This window comes from Pseudoalteromonas sp. DY56-GL22 (genome assembly GCF_041414715.1).
GTDB classification, from domain to species: Bacteria; Pseudomonadota; Gammaproteobacteria; order Enterobacterales; family Alteromonadaceae; genus Pseudoalteromonas; species Pseudoalteromonas simplex.
In genome coordinates this window covers 89,974-108,747 of the sequence record NZ_JANHZR010000002.1, presented here as the reverse complement: position 1 = coordinate 108,747, position 18,774 = coordinate 89,974, and the positions used below count along the sequence as shown (strand labels likewise).

Here is an 18,774-nt window from a genome sequence, read left to right as displayed (position 1 = left end):
AAACTCAAAGCAATTTAAGACTAACACATTAAATAGCTTTTAGCTCTATTAATCGAAAATAATTTTAAGGTCAACCGCTCAAACAAAAATATATGACAGTACTATTTATAAACAATTAATTATAAATGAAAAAAGCCCATCAAATAGATGGGCTTTTTATTCTCGATTTAGACCTTGCTAAAACTTACTTAACTTGCCAGTCCATTTGTGCTTCTGCTTTGATTGGCACCACTTCTGAATCGCCTAGTTTATAGCTAGCTGGTACTGTCCAGCTCTCTTTTACTAGTGTAATGGTATCTTGGTTTCGAGGCATACCGTAAAAGTCAGGACCGAAGTGACTCGCGAAACCTTCAAGCTTGTCTAAAGCACCCGCTTCTTCAAACGCTTCAGCATAAAGCTCAATAGCTGCATGTGCAGTATATGCACCAGCACAACCACAGGCCGCTTCTTTTTTGTCTTTGTAATGTGGTGCAGAGTCAGTGCCTAAGAAGAACTTTTTGCTGCCGCTTGTTGCAGCACCAATTAACGCTTGTTGGTGAATGTTACGCTTTAGAATAGGTAAGCAGTAATAATGCGGGCGAATACCACCTGCTAGCATATGATTACGGTTATAAAGAAGGTGATGAGCAGTAATGGTTGCAGCAACATTCTCTGGTGCATTATTAACAAACTCTACCGCATCTTTTGTCGTGATGTGCTCAAGCACAATTTTAAGACTCGGAAAGTCATTTACTACATCCGCTAAAATTGTATCTAAGAAGACCTTCTCACGGTCAAAAATATCAATTGATGAATCGGTTACTTCACCATGTACTAACAGTAACATCCCTACTTCTTGCATTGCCTCAAGTACAGGGTAAATATTCTTAACTGATGTCACACCAGAATCTGAGTTGGTCGTCGCGCCAGCTGGGTACAGTTTAGCAGCAACAATTTTACCTGTTGCCTTAGCTTTTTTAATTTCTTCTGGCGTAGTTTTATCTGTTAGGTAAAGCACCATTAATGGTTCGAAGTTACCTTGTGGGCCCGCAGCTTTAATTCGCTCATAGTAAGATAATGCAGTGTCTGTACAAGTTGCCGGTGGAACAAGGTTAGGCATGATGATTGCTCGCCCCATGTAACGGCTTGCATCACGAACGGTATCAACGAGTTGCTCACCATCACGTAAATGAATGTGCCAATCATCTGGGCGTGTAATTGTTAGAGTTTGCATCGAATTTAAATCTGACATTGCTTGTTTCCACGGCTAAAGTTAGGGGGATAGCATAAACATTGAGCAAATAACCTCGCTTATTTACCCAAGTTCATTTTCAGGTGACTAGTTTACACCAGTATACGTTTTTTTTGAAAATAACTTTGTGGATAGTTTGATAGTAGGTTAACGTAATAAATTAATACAACATTTTGGTTACCTTTTATTCTATGCCTAAGAGTTTAGACACGGCTTTTGCACTTGAAGTCAAAACAGACCAATTACATATTATTAATCAGTTCTCATCATCTCTAATGCAGTTAGATACAGTTGAAGAGTTACTCGAATATGTTACATCAGAGGTAGTGAGCCGCCTGGGCTTTATAGAGTGTGTCATTTACCTAGCAGACGATAAAACACGTACCCTAAAAGAAATGGCGTCTATTGGCACGGCAAGTAGCCATGATACTTACCATATCGACCGAACAGAAATTAGCTTTGATCAAGGTATTACGGGTTATGTCGCAAGCACTGGCAAACCCTTAATGATTGGCGATGTCAGTCAAGACCCGCGTTATATTGCCGATTCTCGCCCTGCTCTTTCTGAGCTTTGCGTACCATTAGTTTACAAAGAAAAAGTACTGGGTGTCATTGACTGTGAGCACCCGCAAAAACATTACTACAATGATACGCATTTAGAGATTTTATCAACTGTCGCCCACTTACTCAGTGCCAAGATAAATCAAGTTCGCACCGTAGAAGACTTACAGCAAACTGTGATGCAGTTAAATGATGCACAAAAGCTAGAACGCTCGATGCTGCAAATCGCTAACTTAACCTATCAATCAAGCGAGCTAGATAGCTTCTTTGAATCTTTACACGGCATTATTACCTCTTTACTGAGGGCTGATAACTTCTTTATTGGCCTGTATGACAAGCAACTCGATGTGCTTGATTTAGTTTACATTATCGAAGAAGGCGTGCGTTCTAACGCCCATAAGAAAATATCGAAAGAACAACTAAAAGACACCGCATCTTATTATTTATTAAACATCGACCAATCTTTACTTTTTACGAAAGAAGAATTTCAACAACACATTGATGCGGGTCATTTTAAAATGGTTGGTCGTCAGGCCGAGTCTTGGCTAGGGGTGCCATTTAAAGTAAATGAGCGTATTAGTGGTGTTATCGCCGTACAAAGTTACAGTAAAAGCTATCACTATGACGAACATGACCGTGCCTTACTCACGTATGTGAGCCGCCAAATTAGCATGGCGATAGACCGCCAATTATCAAGACAAGAGCTTGAGCACCGAGCTCTTCACGACGAATTAACCGGCCTTGCTAACCGCTCGTTATTAATAGAGCGTATTAAACATGCGATCCTTCGTTTGGCAAGAGCAGATAAGCGCCACCAACATGCCCTGCTCTATCTAGACTTTGACCGTTTTAAAAGTATCAATGATTCATTAGGTCATGAGGTTGGTGACCACTTTTTGGTAAAAATCTGTGAGTTAATCTTAGGTACCATCCGCAATACCGATACCTTTGCCCGCTTAGGGGGCGATGAGTTTGCCATTTTTATGGAGAACATCACCGATAAACAACAAATTAAAGATGCCCTTGAACGAATTCAACAGGTTCTCGCTGAGCCTCTTGATATTGATGGCCACTTACTTCAGGCATCCACAAGTATTGGTGTTGCGTTTTGTGAAAGTAGTCGCGATCAAGCTTATAAGCTACTACAGCATGCTGATGCTGCAATGTACGAGGCGAAGTCATCAGGCCGCGGTAAAGTTAAGTTTTTTAACAATACCATGCGTAAAAAGCTTAAAAACCATGCGGATATAGAAAATGATTTACAGCATGGTATTGAACATGACGACTTTGAACTTTACTACCAGCCAATTTTTGCTATTCAAGATGCACAGGTTGTCGGCTTTGAGGCGCTTGTGCGCTGGCATCACCCAAGTAAAGGCTTTGTTTCGCCAAATGATTTTATACCCGTTGCAGAAGACACAGGCCAAATTATTAACTTAGATTTACACTTGCTTGAACTCGCGGCAAAGCAAATAGCACTGTGGGCAAGTAAAGGTAAAGCGTTTGGCCGAATTACCGTGAATGTGTCATCACGTCATTTTGCAAGTCTCGACTTCGTCGCGCAAATCCATGCTTTGTACTCTAAATACAAACTCCCTTTAGGCTCGCTGTGCTTAGAAATCACTGAATCTGGGCTAATTGGTAATTTAGAGCTAGCAACAAAAATCATTAAGGGCCTTGAGCCTCTTGAAGTTAAACTGTGCTTAGATGATTTTGGTACTGGCTACTCAGCGCTTGGTTATTTACACCAATTACCTATCCATATTTTAAAAATCGATAAAAGCTTTATCGATCATTTAAATAAAGCACACAACCCCTTGGTGGATGCCATATTATCGTTAGCACAGTCGTTAAAACTCGATGTTGTTGCGGAAGGGATTGAAACAGAAAAACAATTGGCAATCTTAAAACAAACGCAATGTAAGTTTGGTCAAGGCTTCTTAAAAGCGAAACCAATGCCAGCCAGCGAAGCAGAAAAAGTCATCACTCACGGATTGGTATAAGCTAAGATAAAAAAGCCTTGCAAATGCAAGGCTTTAATTATTTCAACTTGGCAAGAAGTTACAGCTCGCCGGGGGAGAAGTTATCAACGGCTATCGCTTGTTTACGTAGCTCATTGGCTTGATTCATACGCTCTGCAACGGTTTCGTTTATCAAGTTTTTCTCTGCTGCTGCGGCAATTGCGCCCTCAAGTTCAAGGTTTTTGGCAATAGTGCCTTCTTTTTGCCATTTACGAAGCTGCTTAAAGTCTTCATGGGTGTCAATCATGGCTAAAAAGGCATTTTCCATGACACCCGTGCCTGCATTTTCATCAACATAACAAAGATGGGTTAATCTGTCTCTAAAGACCCCTGGTTTGCTCATGTGCTCACACATTGTTTGTGCTAACTCATCGCTTGGACGGTGGTAATGATTACCCAGAGGGAACACAATACGTTTTAGTAAAAAATTAACCACTGGGTTAGAGAAGTTTTTAAAGAAGCCATCGAATGCTTGACCAATGCAGAATAACGAATGCTCAACGGCATATTGCACAAATGGTAGGTCAGCTTGCTGACGCCCTTCATCTTCATAACGTTTCAATACACATGAAGCAAGGTATAAATGGCTAAGCACGTCACCTAAACGTGCCGAAATCATCTCTTTGCGTTTTAACTCACCGCCTAATACTAGCATCGCAACGTCAGTACAAAATGCTAAACCACGACTCATGCGACTTAACTGTTTATAGTAACCAGTGGTTGCGCCACAGACAGGGGCTTTAGCGAAGTAACTGCGCGTTAAACCGTGCACAAATGCCATACCAGCATTACTGCCAGCAAATAAAATATGTTGCAGCAGTAATGAGTCAAATTCTTTTAAAGCAACATCTTGGTCTTCCATTGCTGCTGCTTCCATTTCTTTTAAAACAAATGGATGACAACGGGTAGCGCCTTGACCAAATATCATCAAGTTACGAGTCAGAATATTTGCACCTTCAACGGTAATCGATACCGGGATCCCCATATAGCCATGGGCTAAATAGTTATTCGGCCCGACTTGAATACCTTTACCAGAATGAATATCCATCGCGTCGTTCATAACTGTACGGCCCATTTCAGTCATATGGTACTTAGCTATAGCGGTAACCACAGATGGACTCAATTTTAAGTCTATCGCCCCTGCGGTCATTAGCCTCGCTGATTCTAAGGTGTAAGTTAAACCACCAATGCGAGCGAGTGCTTCTTGAACACCTTCAAATTGGCCAATCGACACACCAAATTGTTGGCGAACGGTTGCATAGGCTGATGTCATTCTTGAAGCCAAGTGACCTGTTGCCGTACTAAGTGCCGGTAACGAAATACCGCGGCCCGCACTTAAACATTCAACTAACATGCGCCAACCTCTACCTGCGCCCTTTTCGCCACCGATGATCCAATCAAGCGGAATAAACACATCTTTACCGTACGTTGTGCCATTCATAAATGCCATGTTTAACGGGTAATGACGCTCACCTGTTTGCACACCTTCGTGATCTGTCGGAATAAGTGCACACGTGATGCCAAGCTCTTTTTTATCACCCAATAAACCTTCAGGATCGTACATTTTAAATGCAAGACCCAGTACTGTGGCGATTGGCGCAAGGGTGATATAACGTTTTGACCAGTTAAGTTTTAAGCCAATCACTTCTTCACCGTTATGCATGCCCTTACAAACCACCCCAGTATCAGGAATACTGCCTGCATCAGACCCAGCCTCAGGGCCCGTTAATGCAAAACAAGGCACATCATCGCCCTTAGCTAGGCTTGGCAACCAACGCTCTTGTTGCTCTTTGGTACCGTAATGAAGAAGTAATTCGCCAGGACCTAAGCTATTGGGGACCATAACGGTGACCGCAGCGGTTAAGCTCTTAGTTGCAATTTTCGATACAATGGTTGAATTAGCAATGGCTGAAAACTCTCGGCCACCAAATTCTTCAGGAATGATTAGTGCAAAAAATCCTTCTTTTTTTAGGTAGTCCCACACTTCTTTTGGTAGGTCTTTATCTTTTTGCACGATTTGATAATCATCAAGCATGGCTAGCAAAGTTTCGACTTGCTCACCCATAAATGCGCGCTCTTTTTCGCTGAGTTCAGGTTTAGGAAAACGATGCAGCTTTTGCCAATCAGGGTTACCACTGAATAACTCACCGTCCCACCAAACATCACCCGCTTCCATAGCTTCACGTTCTGTTTGCGATAACGGCGGCAAAACTTTTTTAAATAGTCTAAACGTAGGTCGTGTGACAAGATTGATGCGAATGTCTTTCACAGCAAAAATTACAATCACAGCAACTAGTAACAGAATGATTACGGTCGTCATTGTGCAATCCTTTTATTTTATTTAACTGGTTCAAGTATGACTGATCGTGCCATAAATACAACGTAAGCAGCGCTTACTTAGCTTGTTTTCAACTAGGCAGTTTGTTGTTTACTAAGACACTGCTATTATGCATGGGCAATAAATAACAATAAACTTCTAGGGAACGTTATGAAAAAGACTCCATTTAAGCTCAGCATCAGCGCGCTTATGGTCGCCAGTGCACTAGCACTTACAGGCTGTAATGATGACACTGCGAGCACTAAAACAACGACTGCTGAAGTCAAAACAAGCCAAGTAACCGCACAAGATGCCGCTAAATTTATCGCCGATACTGAAAAAGAATTAAGCGCGCTTTATTTAGAAGCAAGTCGTGCTGAGTGGATTTATGCCAACTTCATCACCCATGATACTGCGGAACTATCTGCTGAAGTAAATCGCAAAATGACAGAAGCTGTGGTTCGTCTTGCTAATGAAGCCGCAAAGTTCGATAGTTTAGAGCTTGATTACGATGCACGTCGTAAACTCGATAAACTTAAACTCGCACTTACCTTACCTGCTCCACAAGATGCTGAAAAAACAGCTAAGCTCTCACAATTAGTGGCTGAGCTAGGGGGTATTTATGGTAAAGGTAAATACTGTAAAGAAGATGGTAGCTGTTTAAGCCTTGGCGAGATGACTGCTAAAATGGCAACGAGCCGTGATTACAATGAATTGCTTGATTTATGGCAAGGCTGGCGACAAGTTTCAAAACCTATGCGCCCGCTTTATGAGCAACAAGTTGCACTCACCAATGAAGGTGCAAAAGAGCTAGGTTATGCAGATACAGGTGCTATGTGGCGTAGTAAATACGACATGCCAGCCGATGATTTTGCAAAAGAACTCGACCGCATTTGGGGCCAAGTTAAACCGCTATATGATTCATTACATTGTCATGTTCGTGCCAAGCTAGGTGAAAAATATGGCGAAGATAAAGTCCCGCAAGATCAACCTATCCCAGCTCACCTTCTAGGTAATATGTGGGCCCAAACATGGGGTAACATTTACGACGTTGTTGCACCAGAAAATGCCGATCCTGGTTATGATGTAACAGAACTATTAGCTGAACACGATTACGACGAACTTAAAATGGTACGTGGTGCTGAGAAGTTCTTCACCTCAATGGGCTTTGCACCACTGCCTGATACCTTCTATGAGCGCTCGCTATTCACTAAACCGCAAGACCGTGACGTACAATGTCATGCATCTGCATGGAATATTGATAGCAAAGACGACCTACGTATTAAGATGTGTATTCAACGCACAGGTGAAGAATTCTCTGTTATTCACCATGAACTAGGGCATAACTTCTACCAACGCGCCTACAACACACAGCCTATTTATTATCAAGAAAGTGCGAACGATGGTTTCCACGAAGCGATTGGTGACACCATTGCACTTTCTGTAACGCCAGGTTATTTAAAAGAAATTGGTTTATTAGACGACGTGCCTGATGAATCTAAAGATATCGGCCTGTTAATGAAAATGGCATTAGACAAAGTAGCATTTATCCCATTTGGTTTATTAGTAGACCAATGGCGCTGGAAAGTTTTCTCAGGTGAAGTAACGCCAGAGAACTACAACAAAGCGTGGTGGGAATTACGTGAAAAATACCAAGGTGTACAAGCGCCTATCGCACGTAGCGAAGCAGACTTCGATCCAGGTGCTAAGTATCACGTACCAGGCAACACGCCTTACACACGTTATTTCTTAGCGCACATTTTACAATTCGACTTCCACAGAAGTTTATGTGAAATTGCCGGTAACGAAGAAGCGATTCACCGTTGTTCTGTATACAACTCTGCTGAGGCTGGTGAAAAACTAAATGCTATGTTAGAAATGGGCTCAAGCCGCCCATGGCAAGAAGCACTTGCGACAATCACTGGTAAAGAAGAAATGGATGCAACAGCAATCTTAGATTACTTTGCACCGTTACAAAAATACCTTGATGAGCAAAATGAAGGCCGCCAGTGCGGTTGGTAATGATAAAAACGAAAAAGCCCGCATAATGCGGGCTTTTTTATATCATCAAATTAATGATTAAAACTGTAAGCTTAGGTTTGCAAAGTATGCATCGTAGTCTGAGTCATCCCAGTTGTTTGCATAACCAGCTTTTAAGCCAACGTTTTTATTAAAGAAGTGCTGAGCACCAAAGCTGTAGTCATCTTCTTTATTAAACGTTACAAATACTGATGTTGCTTTAGAGAAGTAGTAGTTAGAACCTAGTTCCCAAGAGCTACCACTATCATCAGTATCAGCAATTGTACCTTCAATCGTTAGGTAATTACCTTGTTGAAGATCCATAAAGTATTTAGCGCTAACCGCACGATAATCAAACTCGTCGTCTGCAGTGAACGTGAAACCTAAGTAATCAGTGCTGTTAATTTGATGATTGTACTTAAGGTCGAACATTACATAGTTATCACCATCTTCAACGTCAGTGAAAGTCGCTTTTAGAAGAAGGTTAGGGTTAAAGAAGTAACCCGCAGACACATTGAATAAATCAGTGTCTGAACCGTAATCGTAATTGCTGTAACCCGCACCGATTACAAAATCTTGTACGAAGTACTCACCGCCGATGTTAGTCACATCACCAAAGTCATCATCTGCGTACGAACCAAACACGTTAGTTGTTCTGTTGATGTATTCAAACTGGTCGTATGGACCCATCGTTTTCTTTGGTGCGAAGTAATAAGTTGAATCAACACTTACAGTGTCGTTGCCATCGGTGTCCTTGTATCCTAAATGGCTAATTGATTGGTAACTATCCGCAGCAGTCGCGGCAGTTGACAGAAGCATACTCGAAATAATAACTGCTAACTTTTTCATAAACAGATTTCCCTATTAACATTGTTTCATTGCTGTTGAAAACTAGCCTGATGGCTAAGTTGGGCACATGCTAACGTCAGAAAACTGAATGGAAACTTAACTAAGCGTTTGTTTTTACTTGATTAATTGTAATAAAGTGTCGGTAAATGTAAAGAAAAAGTTGGCCAAAACTTTCATCTTTTAGCCAACTTTTAATAAAAAAACAAGATTTGTCAGTACTTTATAAAGCAAATTGACTTATAATTCTATAAACCTCATTAATGTTATCTCCTGCTTTAAAGTCTTTACTGATTGGCGTTGGATCTGAACCAACCCAAATTTTCAGTTCAGCATCTAGGTCAAAATGCCCGGCACTTTCTTTACTAAACTTAGTAATTTTTGAGTAAGCAATACTCAGCATTTCAACTTTAGAACCGGTAACACCTTGTTTATCTATGATAATTAATCTTTTATTAGTAAAGATGAACATATCACGAATAACTTTATAGGCTTTTTGAACTGTTTCACCATCAATCAATGTATTAGCAAGCAGCTCTTCTAAGTCGTCGTTATCGACTTCACTTGCATTACCCATTAATCCACTTAATAGACCCATAACTAGCTCTCCTTATGAAAAATTTGATTTTCGAGTGTGTGACCATTTACCAGTTGACGATACTGCCAACCTTGCTGATAACAAAATTGTAGAAGATTGATGTCAAAAGGCTCTGCGGTTTTCTCAAACTCGATCACATATTCTTTTGCTTGGCTCATATAAACATGATGTACATCGGCAAGGCCAGCAAGCTTTGCTTCTACATCATCATAGTGTTGATTTAACTGCAGCGTAATAAAGTGTTTATTATCTTGCGTGCTAGAACGGGCTTGATGCTCACTTAACACCCCTTTATCGAGGTGTAAAACTTGTGAGCATAAACGCTCAAGTTCAGTTAAGTCATGGGAGCTTAAAATAAATGTTGCTTCGTTACTTAAAGAACTTACCAGCTCCCTTACCTCACGAGCATGAATTGGATCAAGGCCTGCAGTTGCTTCATCAAGCATCACTATTTCAGGTGAGCCAATTAATGCCTGTGCAATCGTCACTCGCTTACGCATACCATGAGAAAGATCATCTGGTCGTTGCTTAGCCACTTCTGATAAACCAACCAACTCTAAGACGCGAGCCGTTTCTTTTTTACGAACCGCACCACTGAGCCCTTGTAATTGGCCATAAAAGTTAAGTTGATGCGCAATACTAAAACGAGGATCAAGCTGGGCATCTTGCGGTAACGCGGTTAGCTTACCAAATAACGCCGCACTGCCTGGGGTATACCCCATTACCGATAGCTTTCCTGAGCTAGGTAAAATATAGCCACATAACAAACTGAATAACGTTGTTTTACCTGCACCATTAGGACCAACTAGCGCTACCGGTGCCCCTTTGTTTATCTCAAAGCTAACGTTATCGAGCGCTCGCTTAGCCCCGTAGTTTTTTGACAAGCCTTGTGCTTGAATTAAAACGGTCATAATGAGCTCCTTGCAAAAATTCGTTCACCAGCAACCAGTAGCACTGCCGTTTGTAAAAGTGGTAAACCAAGAGCCAGTGTCACACCTGCACGTTGACCTGCCATTAAATCAAGTTGATAGCCCGGAAATATGTAATTTAAAACCTCAAATGCAGGCCATTGCCATGTTAGTAAGCCAATCACAATATTACCGCCAGCAAAAAACAAAATAGCCAAAACAAACGCAAGACGCGATGAACGGGCAAATGTATTTAAAAAGCTCATCAAGGCAATAAATGGCATAACTGCAACAAGCAAATAAAATAACAACATAAAGCTTCGCGATAAGCCAGAAAGCAGTAAACTTGGCTCACGATAGCCAAGCATTGCAACCGTTGCCATCAAGGTAACAAACAACAATGCCGCTAAGATGAGTAGCTGTCCTAAAAAGCGGCCAATAATAATTTCTGAACGAGTAGCTCTAAGTGATAAAAAGCGTAACGTACCTCGCTGTCTGTCGCCCACTGTTTGGTCACTACATAAAAACAAACAAAAGCTTGGGAAACTAAATAAGGCAACCAGCCAATAAACGGCAAGTTCAGATTCAGGCCAATCAAGTAATTTACTGATGCCAATGGCGCCAAATGCTTGCCTTGCAAAGTCGGCAAAATCAGGTGAGCTAATCAAGGTCACAGATTGGGCAATGGGATAGCGTAAAATAAGTAGCCAACAAATGGCAAAAGCGGCAACCGCCAACAAACCACGTTTGGTCAGAAATAGTCGTACCAGCTCAAATTGGGCAATTTGTGCAAGGCGTTTAGGATGTAACTGCGTCACTCATAATCCTTAATGAATTTTATTATTAGAATTACACTAAGTTGAAACAGCTTGAATTACCAGAAAAAAAAGACCCGACAAGCGGGTCTTATGTAACAAAGTATAAACTTTTAACCTAGAGGTGGCTTTCGTACACTGCAAGCGCTTGGTCAAGATCGGCTAGTAAATCAGCCACATCTTCAAGACCAATGTGTAGCCTTATTACCGGGCCTTGTGACCAACCTGTTTCAGAGCGAAGCCCTTTCATGCTCAGGTTTGCCGTGACCAAGCTCTCATAGCCGCCCCAAGAAAAGCCCATTTTAAAATGGTGCAGGCTATCTAAGAACGCATCAATTGCTTGTTGATTACCCTGCTTCATTACAAATGAAAATAAGCCGTTACTGCCATCAAAGTCTCGTTTAAAGAACTCATGACCCGGGCACGTTGCAAAAGCGGGATGGCGAATATGATCAACCAATGGGTGTGTTTCAAGCCATTTAGCCACTTCGATGGCGGCTTGTTCATGCTGTTTTAAACGCACAGCCATAGTACGCAGACCACGTAGCGCTAAATAAGCATCATCCGCAGAGGTGCATTGCCCTAGTAGGTATGAATTTTCTCGAAGGGTTGGCCAATACTTTTTATTAGCGACCGCCACACCCATCATCACATCAGAGTGACCAACAATGTATTTTGTCGCTGCTTGAATACTAATATCTACGCCATGCTCAAGCGGTCTAAAATGCAGACCATTACCCCAGGTGTTATCTAGCATGGTCATTACACCGCGCTCATTAGCCTTAGCAACCATGGCTGGCACATCTTGTACTTCCATAGTGATTGAGCCTGGTGATTCTAAAAACAATACGCGAGTGTTATCTTTGATAAGCTCATTAATTCCTGCGCCAATTCCCGGTGGGTAATAGGTTGTTTCAATACCTAATCCAGCCAGTATTTTGTCGCAAAAATCACGGGTTGGCTCGTAAGCGGTATCCACCATTAAAATATGATCGCCTGTTTTTACAAACGATAGCAGCGCATTGCTTATTGCAGCCGCACCTGATGGATAGAGCGCACAGCCTTCGCCGCCTTCAAGTTCAGCAATCGCTTCTTGCAGAGCAAAATGTGTCGTCGTACCGCGACGGCCATAAAATAACGTTTTGTCGCCTCGCTTCTTCGCCGCTGCTTTTAAATCAGCCACTGAATCGAATACCACTGTTGATGCACGTTGCACCACAGGGTTCACAACCCCTTGTGTATATGCTTTTTTACGCCCTGCAGAGACGATTTGGGTATGTTTATTTGTCTTTGTCATAATTTGTCCAAGCTGTGCTTTACAGGTTGCGCCAGTGCTCAACCAAAAATCGAGAAATAGAATCTTGTCGGGTTAGTTTAAGATGGCTACCCTGCTCATGCCATTGGCCAAATTCATTAAGTTCAGCACGGCTAAACCATCTTGCATCGTCTAACTCGTCTTTATCTACCTGAATATCTTCTGAAACCGCTGTGGCCATAAAGCCAAACATGATTGATGATGGAAATGGCCAAGGCTGTGACGCGATATATTGAATATCTGTCACCGCAACACCGGCTTCTTCCATGACTTCGCGGGCAACGGCCTGCTCTAGTGTTTCACCTGGGTCAACAAAACCAGCAAGAGTTGAAAAAACACCGTCAGGCCAGCTTGCTTGACGGCCTAGTAAGCAGCGCTCAACTCCATCTGAAAAGGTTTTAGTCACGATCATAATCACCGCAGGATCAGTTCGCGGAAAAGTTTGATGCTGGCAAGTTTGGTTCTCACATAAACGTGAATGCCCTGCTTCAACCATGTTATTTTCATGACCACAACGACCACAAAAACGGTGCGTTGCGTGCCAAAAACACAAGCCCCTTGCCAGTGCGGCAATCGAGCCTTGTTTTAGCTCAACTTGTGGGCCTAACTTGCGAATATCAACAAATTCAGCGCCATTAAGCATAGGCTCAATGAGTGAGTCTGGAACATGGCTGACATCTAAAGCAAAATGCGCCACATCATCGTCGTCTAGACCCAATAAAATGCCTTTTGATAAATCGAGATGATCCACTTGAGATAAGCGTAAATAACACACTTCAGGACTGTCTTTAACAAATAAACTTTGATTGTTATTGACCAATAACCAGCGACTCTGAGAATTCATTTGAGCCTTTAACCACTTTGGATCTTTACGGCGATTTGATGCACGATCCAATGGCATTTGAGAGTAATTCAGCATGGCGTTCCTTGAAAATAGTTTACTCGCTAAAACTACCATAAGCGGATAATAAACCCAATTTATTACAGGCATAAAAAAAGCCCAAACTGGGCTTTTTTATTCTCTCTCACAATTTTACAAGGTCGCTAGATGCGCTTGTAGTTTTTGGTTCTCAGCTTCAATATGCTGATAGAACTCTAAATCTTCTAATTTACTCGCGGCAGCTTTATCAATGATGATCACCGCATCTTTATGAAGTTGCAGTGCTGAAGCTGGGCATTTAGCCATTAACGGGCCTTCTACCATGGCATGAACGGCATCCGCTTTACTTGCACCCGTTGCTAAAAGCACAACTTTTTTGGCTTCTAAAATAGTGCCAATGCCCATAGTGATTGATAAATGCGGTTGATATTCGCCTTCTGCAAAAAATCGTGCATTGTCTTCAATCGTCGCTTTCGTCAGTGTTTTTACACGGGTGCGTGATGTCAAACCTGATGAAGGTTCGTTAAAACCGATGTGACCATTACGGCCAATACCAAGTAGTTGTACGTCAACACCACCAGCCGCTGTGATTTTTTGCTCATATTCAGTACAAGCAATAAGCGGATTTACTGCATCACCCGGCGGTACATGGGTGTTTTGTTTGTCGATATCAACATGGTTAAACAGCTGCTCATTCATAAAGTAACGGTAACTTTGAGGATGCTCGCCAGTTAAACCTAAATATTCGTCTAAGTTAAATGTTGTCGCTTGGCTAAACGAAATATCGCCAGCTTTATTTTTTTCGATCAGTTGTTGGTACAAAGCAACAGGTGTTGAACCTGTGGCAAGACCGAGTACCGAGGCTGGTTTTTTTAGTAATTGTTTAGCAAAGATGTTGGCACCATACGCTGCAACTTGGGCTGCATCATCAAGAATCACTATTTGCATATCGATTAGCTCTAATTATAAGTTGGAAAAAAATGGGACCTAAAACCCAACCCCACGTGCAATCGAGCTGGGTTTTAGATCAAACCACTGCCAGGATACGATGCAGTAGCTACAACCATTATGACAACGCTGTCATTATCACTTCTAGTTTTATCTTTGTAAAGTAAAAGTGAATAAAAAATTACTCTTTTTGTTAGTGTTTAATAATTATCAAACACTAACAAAGATCTTACGGCGATACATCCAATGCAACACCAGCATTTGTACTGCTAATAATGCAATTACCGCCATCAGGGGTTGCCATGCCGCTGGCACAGCTCGAACCACCCCACCAAATACGCTTTGGCTTACATAACCCCAATTCACTAGACTTGACGCTAAATAAATAATAATCGAGTTTGCACCTATGATCACAAATGGATACGCAGCGCGTTGCCCCGGTAAAATATCAACCAGTGCATAAAATACGGCGAGCAATATGGCACTCCATCCAACGGTCACAAGCACAAATGAGCTGGTCCAAAGTTCTTTATTTACTGGGAACTGTAAATCCCATAACCAGCCTAAGCATACACTTACCACACCTGCGGCGAACAATAAGGCGGTCATTTTCCACTCGCCAATTTGCTGAGCACGTGCCACTAATTGACCTGCAAACACACCCATTAATGCATTAACTATCGCAGGGATATTCGACAACACACCTTCTGGGTCTACTACACGGTTTTGATAACTAATCCCCGGCAGTAAGTGTGCATCAAACCATGCATTCCAACTCCCTGCTGCTGAAAGGTCACCAGCACTGCCACCCGGCACTGGAACAAAACAAAGTAGTAACCAATAACCCACTAAAATAGCCGCAGCGGTAATAATTTGTGTTCGTAAACCAGTATGCCAAACCAACATTGCACAGAAGAACCACGCAATAGCGATGCGGCCAAGCACACTGGCATAGCGAATTTCATCTAACGCCATCGGCATCCCTGTGCCCCAGCCGTGGTTATACAAAATACCTAATAAACACAATAGTAAAAGACGTTTACCCGCCTTACGGTAATACACTTTGCGCTCATCAAACGGTAAATGGTCAATGCGTTTCGGGGCTAACCCCATCGCAACACCCGATAAGAATATAAACAATGGGAAAATCAGATCGTAAAATGTGAAGCCATGCCAAACGCTGTGCACTGTGTGTGCTTCAAAAACTTTCCAGCCAGTCCAGCCAGTTAAAACGAAGAGCGCTGCGAATAGTGACTGTCCGCCTAATATCCAAAACATATCCATGCCGCGCAGTGCATCCAGCGATGCCAAACGTTTTCTTGTTGGTTGTGTTGTTGTCATTGTATTACCTTAAATAGAAAAAGCCCCGCGATACAACGGCGGGGTTTTTACCAGGGAAGCTTGTTATAGCGCTTTTCCAGCAATAAAGGTGGCTTGTACATTTTGCTGTTCGTCTAACACCACAAAGTCAGCGTCAAACCCGCTCAGTAAGCGACCTTTTCTATGTAAACCTAAATATTGTGCAGGATAAAGTGATGCCATACGTAAGCTCTCAGCAAGGCTAACATCCAATGTGTTCACTGTGTTGCGCACCGCACTTGCCATATCAAGTACGCTGCCTGCTAATTCACCGGTCGTTGAATTTAATCTATCGCCAGTACGAATAACTTTACGACCATCAAAGAAATCAAACTCCATATCATCAGTCCCCACAGGTGGCATTGCATCTGTGACTAACATAATTTTTCCGCGCTGTTTGCTGCGAATTGCTAATTTAGCTGATGATGGGTGTACATGGTGACCATCAACAATTAAACCGCACCAGCTGTTATCATCCCAAAGTGCAGCACCCACAACACCCGGCTCTCGCGATGTAAATGCTGACATAGCATTAAATAAGTGGGTAAAACCATCTGCCCCTGCAGCAAGTGCAGCATTGGTGGTCGCAAAGTCTGCATTGGTGTGGCCAATTGATACTTTTACACCACACTCGACTAAGCGCGCGATATCATCAGCACTGACATTCTCAGGCGCTAGGGTTACCATTTTAATGCCTAAGTCTTGGCGGGCATAAATTGCAAATTCTTGCTCTGTAATAGGGCGAATAAATTGCTCGCTGTGGGTGCCTTTTTTCGGCAATGAAAGGTGCGGTCCTTCGAAGTGCACACCCATTACGCCCGGAACACCTTCAGCAATTGCTTGTGCAGTGGCATCGGCCGCTTTTGCCATGACTTCGACTTGGTCAGTGATCAGCGTTGGCATAATCGCTGTTGAACCAAACTGACCATGTGCTTTGGCTATTCTATCTAAGCAATCTGGCGTTTGTTCAGCGTTAAAAAACGCACCGCCACCGCCATTCACTTGTACATCAATAAAACCGGGGGCCACTAAACCCGTTAGCGTAATGGCATTAGCATCTGCTTCAACATGCTTAAACACACCATTGTCGACGCTAAAATACACATCAGATAAAAATTCATCACCGGTAAACAATGAACTTGCATGATAAATCGTCATTACAAACTTACCTCTTGGTTTTGTTCAAGCACAGATTGCTGAGCAAAGTACACAGCGCCCATTTCCGGTGGTTGAATAGGAGATTCAACGCGTTTCGCAATATCTTCTGCAAGCCATTTATTTAATGGCTCAGCTAAACCGCCAATCATAGATAAACGTGGCGGGTTATTCTCTAATAAGCGCTGCGCTAATTTACTAACGTAATCAGCCCCTTCTTTCACAATCGAAACCGCAACTTTGTCGTTGTTATTAGCTGCTTCAAATACATAGCGGGCTAATTTAGCAAAACTACTCGAAGGCTGACCAGACATTTGCTCAACAATCGCCATCGCATTGTCAGCTGCAAAATGCTCGGTGATCACGTTAGTCAGATTTGTTGATTCGCCTAGGCCATCAAGGTCTAATAAGGTCGCTTTTATTGCTTCAAGACCCATCCAGGCACCACTGCCTTTATCGCCTAGAGCAAAGCCATGACCGCCAAAGTTAGTTGTGCGACCATTTACGCAAGAAAAACCACAAGAGCCAGTACCTGTGATTATCACCGCACCATCACTCCCTTCATGGGCGCCGATACAGGCTGTATGTAAGTCGGTGGTGAGGAACATTTGTTTGAATGGATGCTCCCATTCCATAATCTTGTCGTACAAACTTGGTAGGTTTACGCCTGCTAAACCTAAGCCGGCATAAAGCTGATGAACGGTTTCAAGCGGTAAACCCGCATCACGAAGTGCTAATTGTGTTGAGACCATAATTGATTCGAGAGTACGTTCCAAACCATGTAATGGATTTGCAGGACCACCTAGGCCAGTTCCTAATACACCTTGTTTAACAGAGTAGATAGTTGCGCGACATTTCGTTCCGCCGCCATCAATACCAATAAACAATTGGTCCTCACTCACACTCTTCGCCATCATTTAACGACCCCTAGCCTTCGTTTAGTTTTTGTCTAAATCGCATTATTTTTCTTATCAGAATGCGAAATCATCTCAACCTTTGTTGATTTAATGTTACACAACAAATGACAGCGTTGTCATTATATTTTTTATAAAAATTCGTATAACTTTCATATTTATTTTTAATTTATTGAATTAAAACGCTTTATTTAACAGACAAGAAAATTAGAAACCACATCAACAATGTCCTCTAACACCTTTATTTATGCTTTTTTGCATAATTTAGTGCGTTGTGCGTGACTATTCCTTTATTTATCATCAAGTGTAGCTAATGTTAGCTTAGCTGAAATAATACTTTAGTTAAACATTTTATTTTTATAGGAATATTTTTTTACCTTGAGAGTAACAGTGAATCATCAATACAATGAAATTCAGCAGCAGCTTGCTTTAAAATATCTGCTGTGAGGTACTCTGCCCCATAGACATCACACGGTAGCTGATACTTATTCGATAAGTGACCAAGTAATAATGCAAAATCACCATCACCCGAAAGTAATACCATTTTATCGAGCTGCTTAGCATGCTCTAGCATATCAATGGTTATGCCAACATCCCAATCCCCTTTCGCACTGCCATCTTTGCGCTGAATAAAAGGTTTCAGTTTTACCTCAAAGCCAATTGCGCGCAGAATATTTTGAAACTGCGATTGCTTTTCATCGCCACGATATATTGCATACGCAATGGCGCAATCGATTTGGTAGCGTTCGCTCATTTGTGCCCAAAAGGCATTGTAGTCAAAGTTTTTCTTATAGCTTTCTCTACAGGTGTAATAAATGTTTTGTACATCTACAAAAATACCGACTCTTGGCTTATCAACTGCTGACATAATTTTTCTGTTCTTTAGA

At 42.1% G+C, this 18,774-nt stretch carries 15 protein-coding genes; 2 read left to right on the top strand and 13 right to left on the bottom strand.

Features of this window, described 5'->3' with window-relative positions; genetic code table 11:
* Positions 1-184: 184 nt before the first annotated feature.
* On the bottom strand, positions 185-1,231 hold the full coding sequence (gene pyrC / locus NO991_RS04495) for a dihydroorotase (RefSeq protein WP_054551562.1): 1,047 nt from the start codon (positions 1,229-1,231) through the stop codon (positions 185-187).
* 191 nt (positions 1,232-1,422) lie between these two features.
* On the opposite strand from pyrC, the gene NO991_RS04490 reads away from it, so the two are divergent.
* Positions 1,423-3,795, top strand: coding sequence for an EAL domain-containing protein (locus tag NO991_RS04490; RefSeq protein WP_166339406.1), 2,373 nt, complete (start codon positions 1,423-1,425; stop codon positions 3,793-3,795).
* Between the two features lie 58 nt (positions 3,796-3,853).
* Here NO991_RS04490 and NO991_RS04485 read toward each other — a convergent pair whose 3' ends face one another.
* Positions 3,854-6,133, bottom strand: coding sequence for an acyl-CoA dehydrogenase (locus NO991_RS04485; protein WP_300545419.1), 2,280 nt, complete (start codon positions 6,131-6,133; stop codon positions 3,854-3,856).
* A gap of 168 nt (positions 6,134-6,301) precedes the next feature.
* Between NO991_RS04485 and NO991_RS04480 the strand changes: the two genes are divergently transcribed.
* On the top strand, positions 6,302-8,152 hold the full coding sequence (locus NO991_RS04480; protein WP_054551565.1) for a M2 family metallopeptidase: 1,851 nt from the start codon (positions 6,302-6,304) through the stop codon (positions 8,150-8,152).
* Between the two features lie 57 nt (positions 8,153-8,209).
* Here the strand turns inward: NO991_RS04480 and NO991_RS04475 are convergent, their stop codons facing one another.
* The 11 genes from NO991_RS04475 to NO991_RS04425 form a co-directional block, all read right to left on the bottom strand.
* Positions 8,210-8,998: a putative porin gene (locus NO991_RS04475; RefSeq protein WP_054551566.1), complete on the bottom strand. Its 789-nt coding sequence runs from the start codon at positions 8,996-8,998 to the stop codon at positions 8,210-8,212.
* Positions 8,999-9,218: 220 nt separating this feature from the next.
* The gene (locus NO991_RS04470) at positions 9,219-9,593 is read right to left on the bottom strand and encodes a PH domain-containing protein (protein ID WP_054551567.1); all 375 of its coding nucleotides are present in this window, start codon (positions 9,591-9,593) and stop codon (positions 9,219-9,221) included.
* A 2-nt stretch (positions 9,594-9,595) separates the two neighbouring features.
* Positions 9,596-10,504 carry an ABC transporter ATP-binding protein gene (locus tag NO991_RS04465; RefSeq protein WP_138619291.1) on the bottom strand — a complete coding sequence of 303 codons (909 nt, stop codon included), beginning with the start codon at positions 10,502-10,504 and terminating at the stop codon, positions 9,596-9,598.
* Positions 10,501-11,319, bottom strand: coding sequence for an ABC transporter permease (locus NO991_RS04460; RefSeq protein ID WP_199530112.1), 819 nt, complete (start codon positions 11,317-11,319; stop codon positions 10,501-10,503). The genes NO991_RS04465 and NO991_RS04460 overlap by 4 nt, the downstream gene beginning before the upstream one ends.
* Positions 11,320-11,434: 115 nt before the next feature.
* Complete coding sequence (locus tag NO991_RS04455) at positions 11,435-12,613, bottom strand: cystathionine beta-lyase (protein ID WP_138619295.1); 1,179 nt, start codon at positions 12,611-12,613, stop codon at positions 11,435-11,437.
* Between the two features lie 19 nt (positions 12,614-12,632).
* Positions 12,633-13,550, bottom strand: coding sequence for an NAD(+) diphosphatase (gene nudC, locus NO991_RS04450; protein WP_138601666.1), 918 nt, complete (start codon positions 13,548-13,550; stop codon positions 12,633-12,635).
* Between the two features lie 114 nt (positions 13,551-13,664).
* Positions 13,665-14,459 carry a glucosamine-6-phosphate deaminase gene (gene nagB, locus NO991_RS04445; protein ID WP_054551572.1) on the bottom strand — a complete coding sequence of 265 codons (795 nt, stop codon included), beginning with the start codon at positions 14,457-14,459 and terminating at the stop codon, positions 13,665-13,667.
* A gap of 210 nt (positions 14,460-14,669) precedes the next feature.
* Positions 14,670-15,800, bottom strand: a complete 1,131-nt coding sequence (nagX, locus tag NO991_RS04440; protein WP_166339410.1) for a transmembrane glucosamine N-acetyltransferase NagX — start codon at positions 15,798-15,800, stop codon at positions 14,670-14,672.
* 63 nt (positions 15,801-15,863) lie between these two features.
* Positions 15,864-16,976 carry an N-acetylglucosamine-6-phosphate deacetylase gene (gene nagA, locus NO991_RS04435; protein ID WP_371351713.1) on the bottom strand — a complete coding sequence of 371 codons (1,113 nt, stop codon included), beginning with the start codon at positions 16,974-16,976 and terminating at the stop codon, positions 15,864-15,866.
* Positions 16,976-17,890, bottom strand: a complete 915-nt coding sequence (nagK, locus tag NO991_RS04430; protein WP_209326492.1) for an N-acetylglucosamine kinase — start codon at positions 17,888-17,890, stop codon at positions 16,976-16,978. The genes nagA and nagK overlap by 1 nt, the downstream gene beginning before the upstream one ends.
* 370 nt (positions 17,891-18,260) lie before the next feature.
* Positions 18,261-18,755 (bottom strand): NYN domain-containing protein, encoded by a 495-nt coding sequence (locus NO991_RS04425; protein WP_300360107.1) that lies wholly within the window; start codon positions 18,753-18,755, stop codon positions 18,261-18,263.
* Between the last annotated feature and the right edge of the window lie 19 nt (positions 18,756-18,774).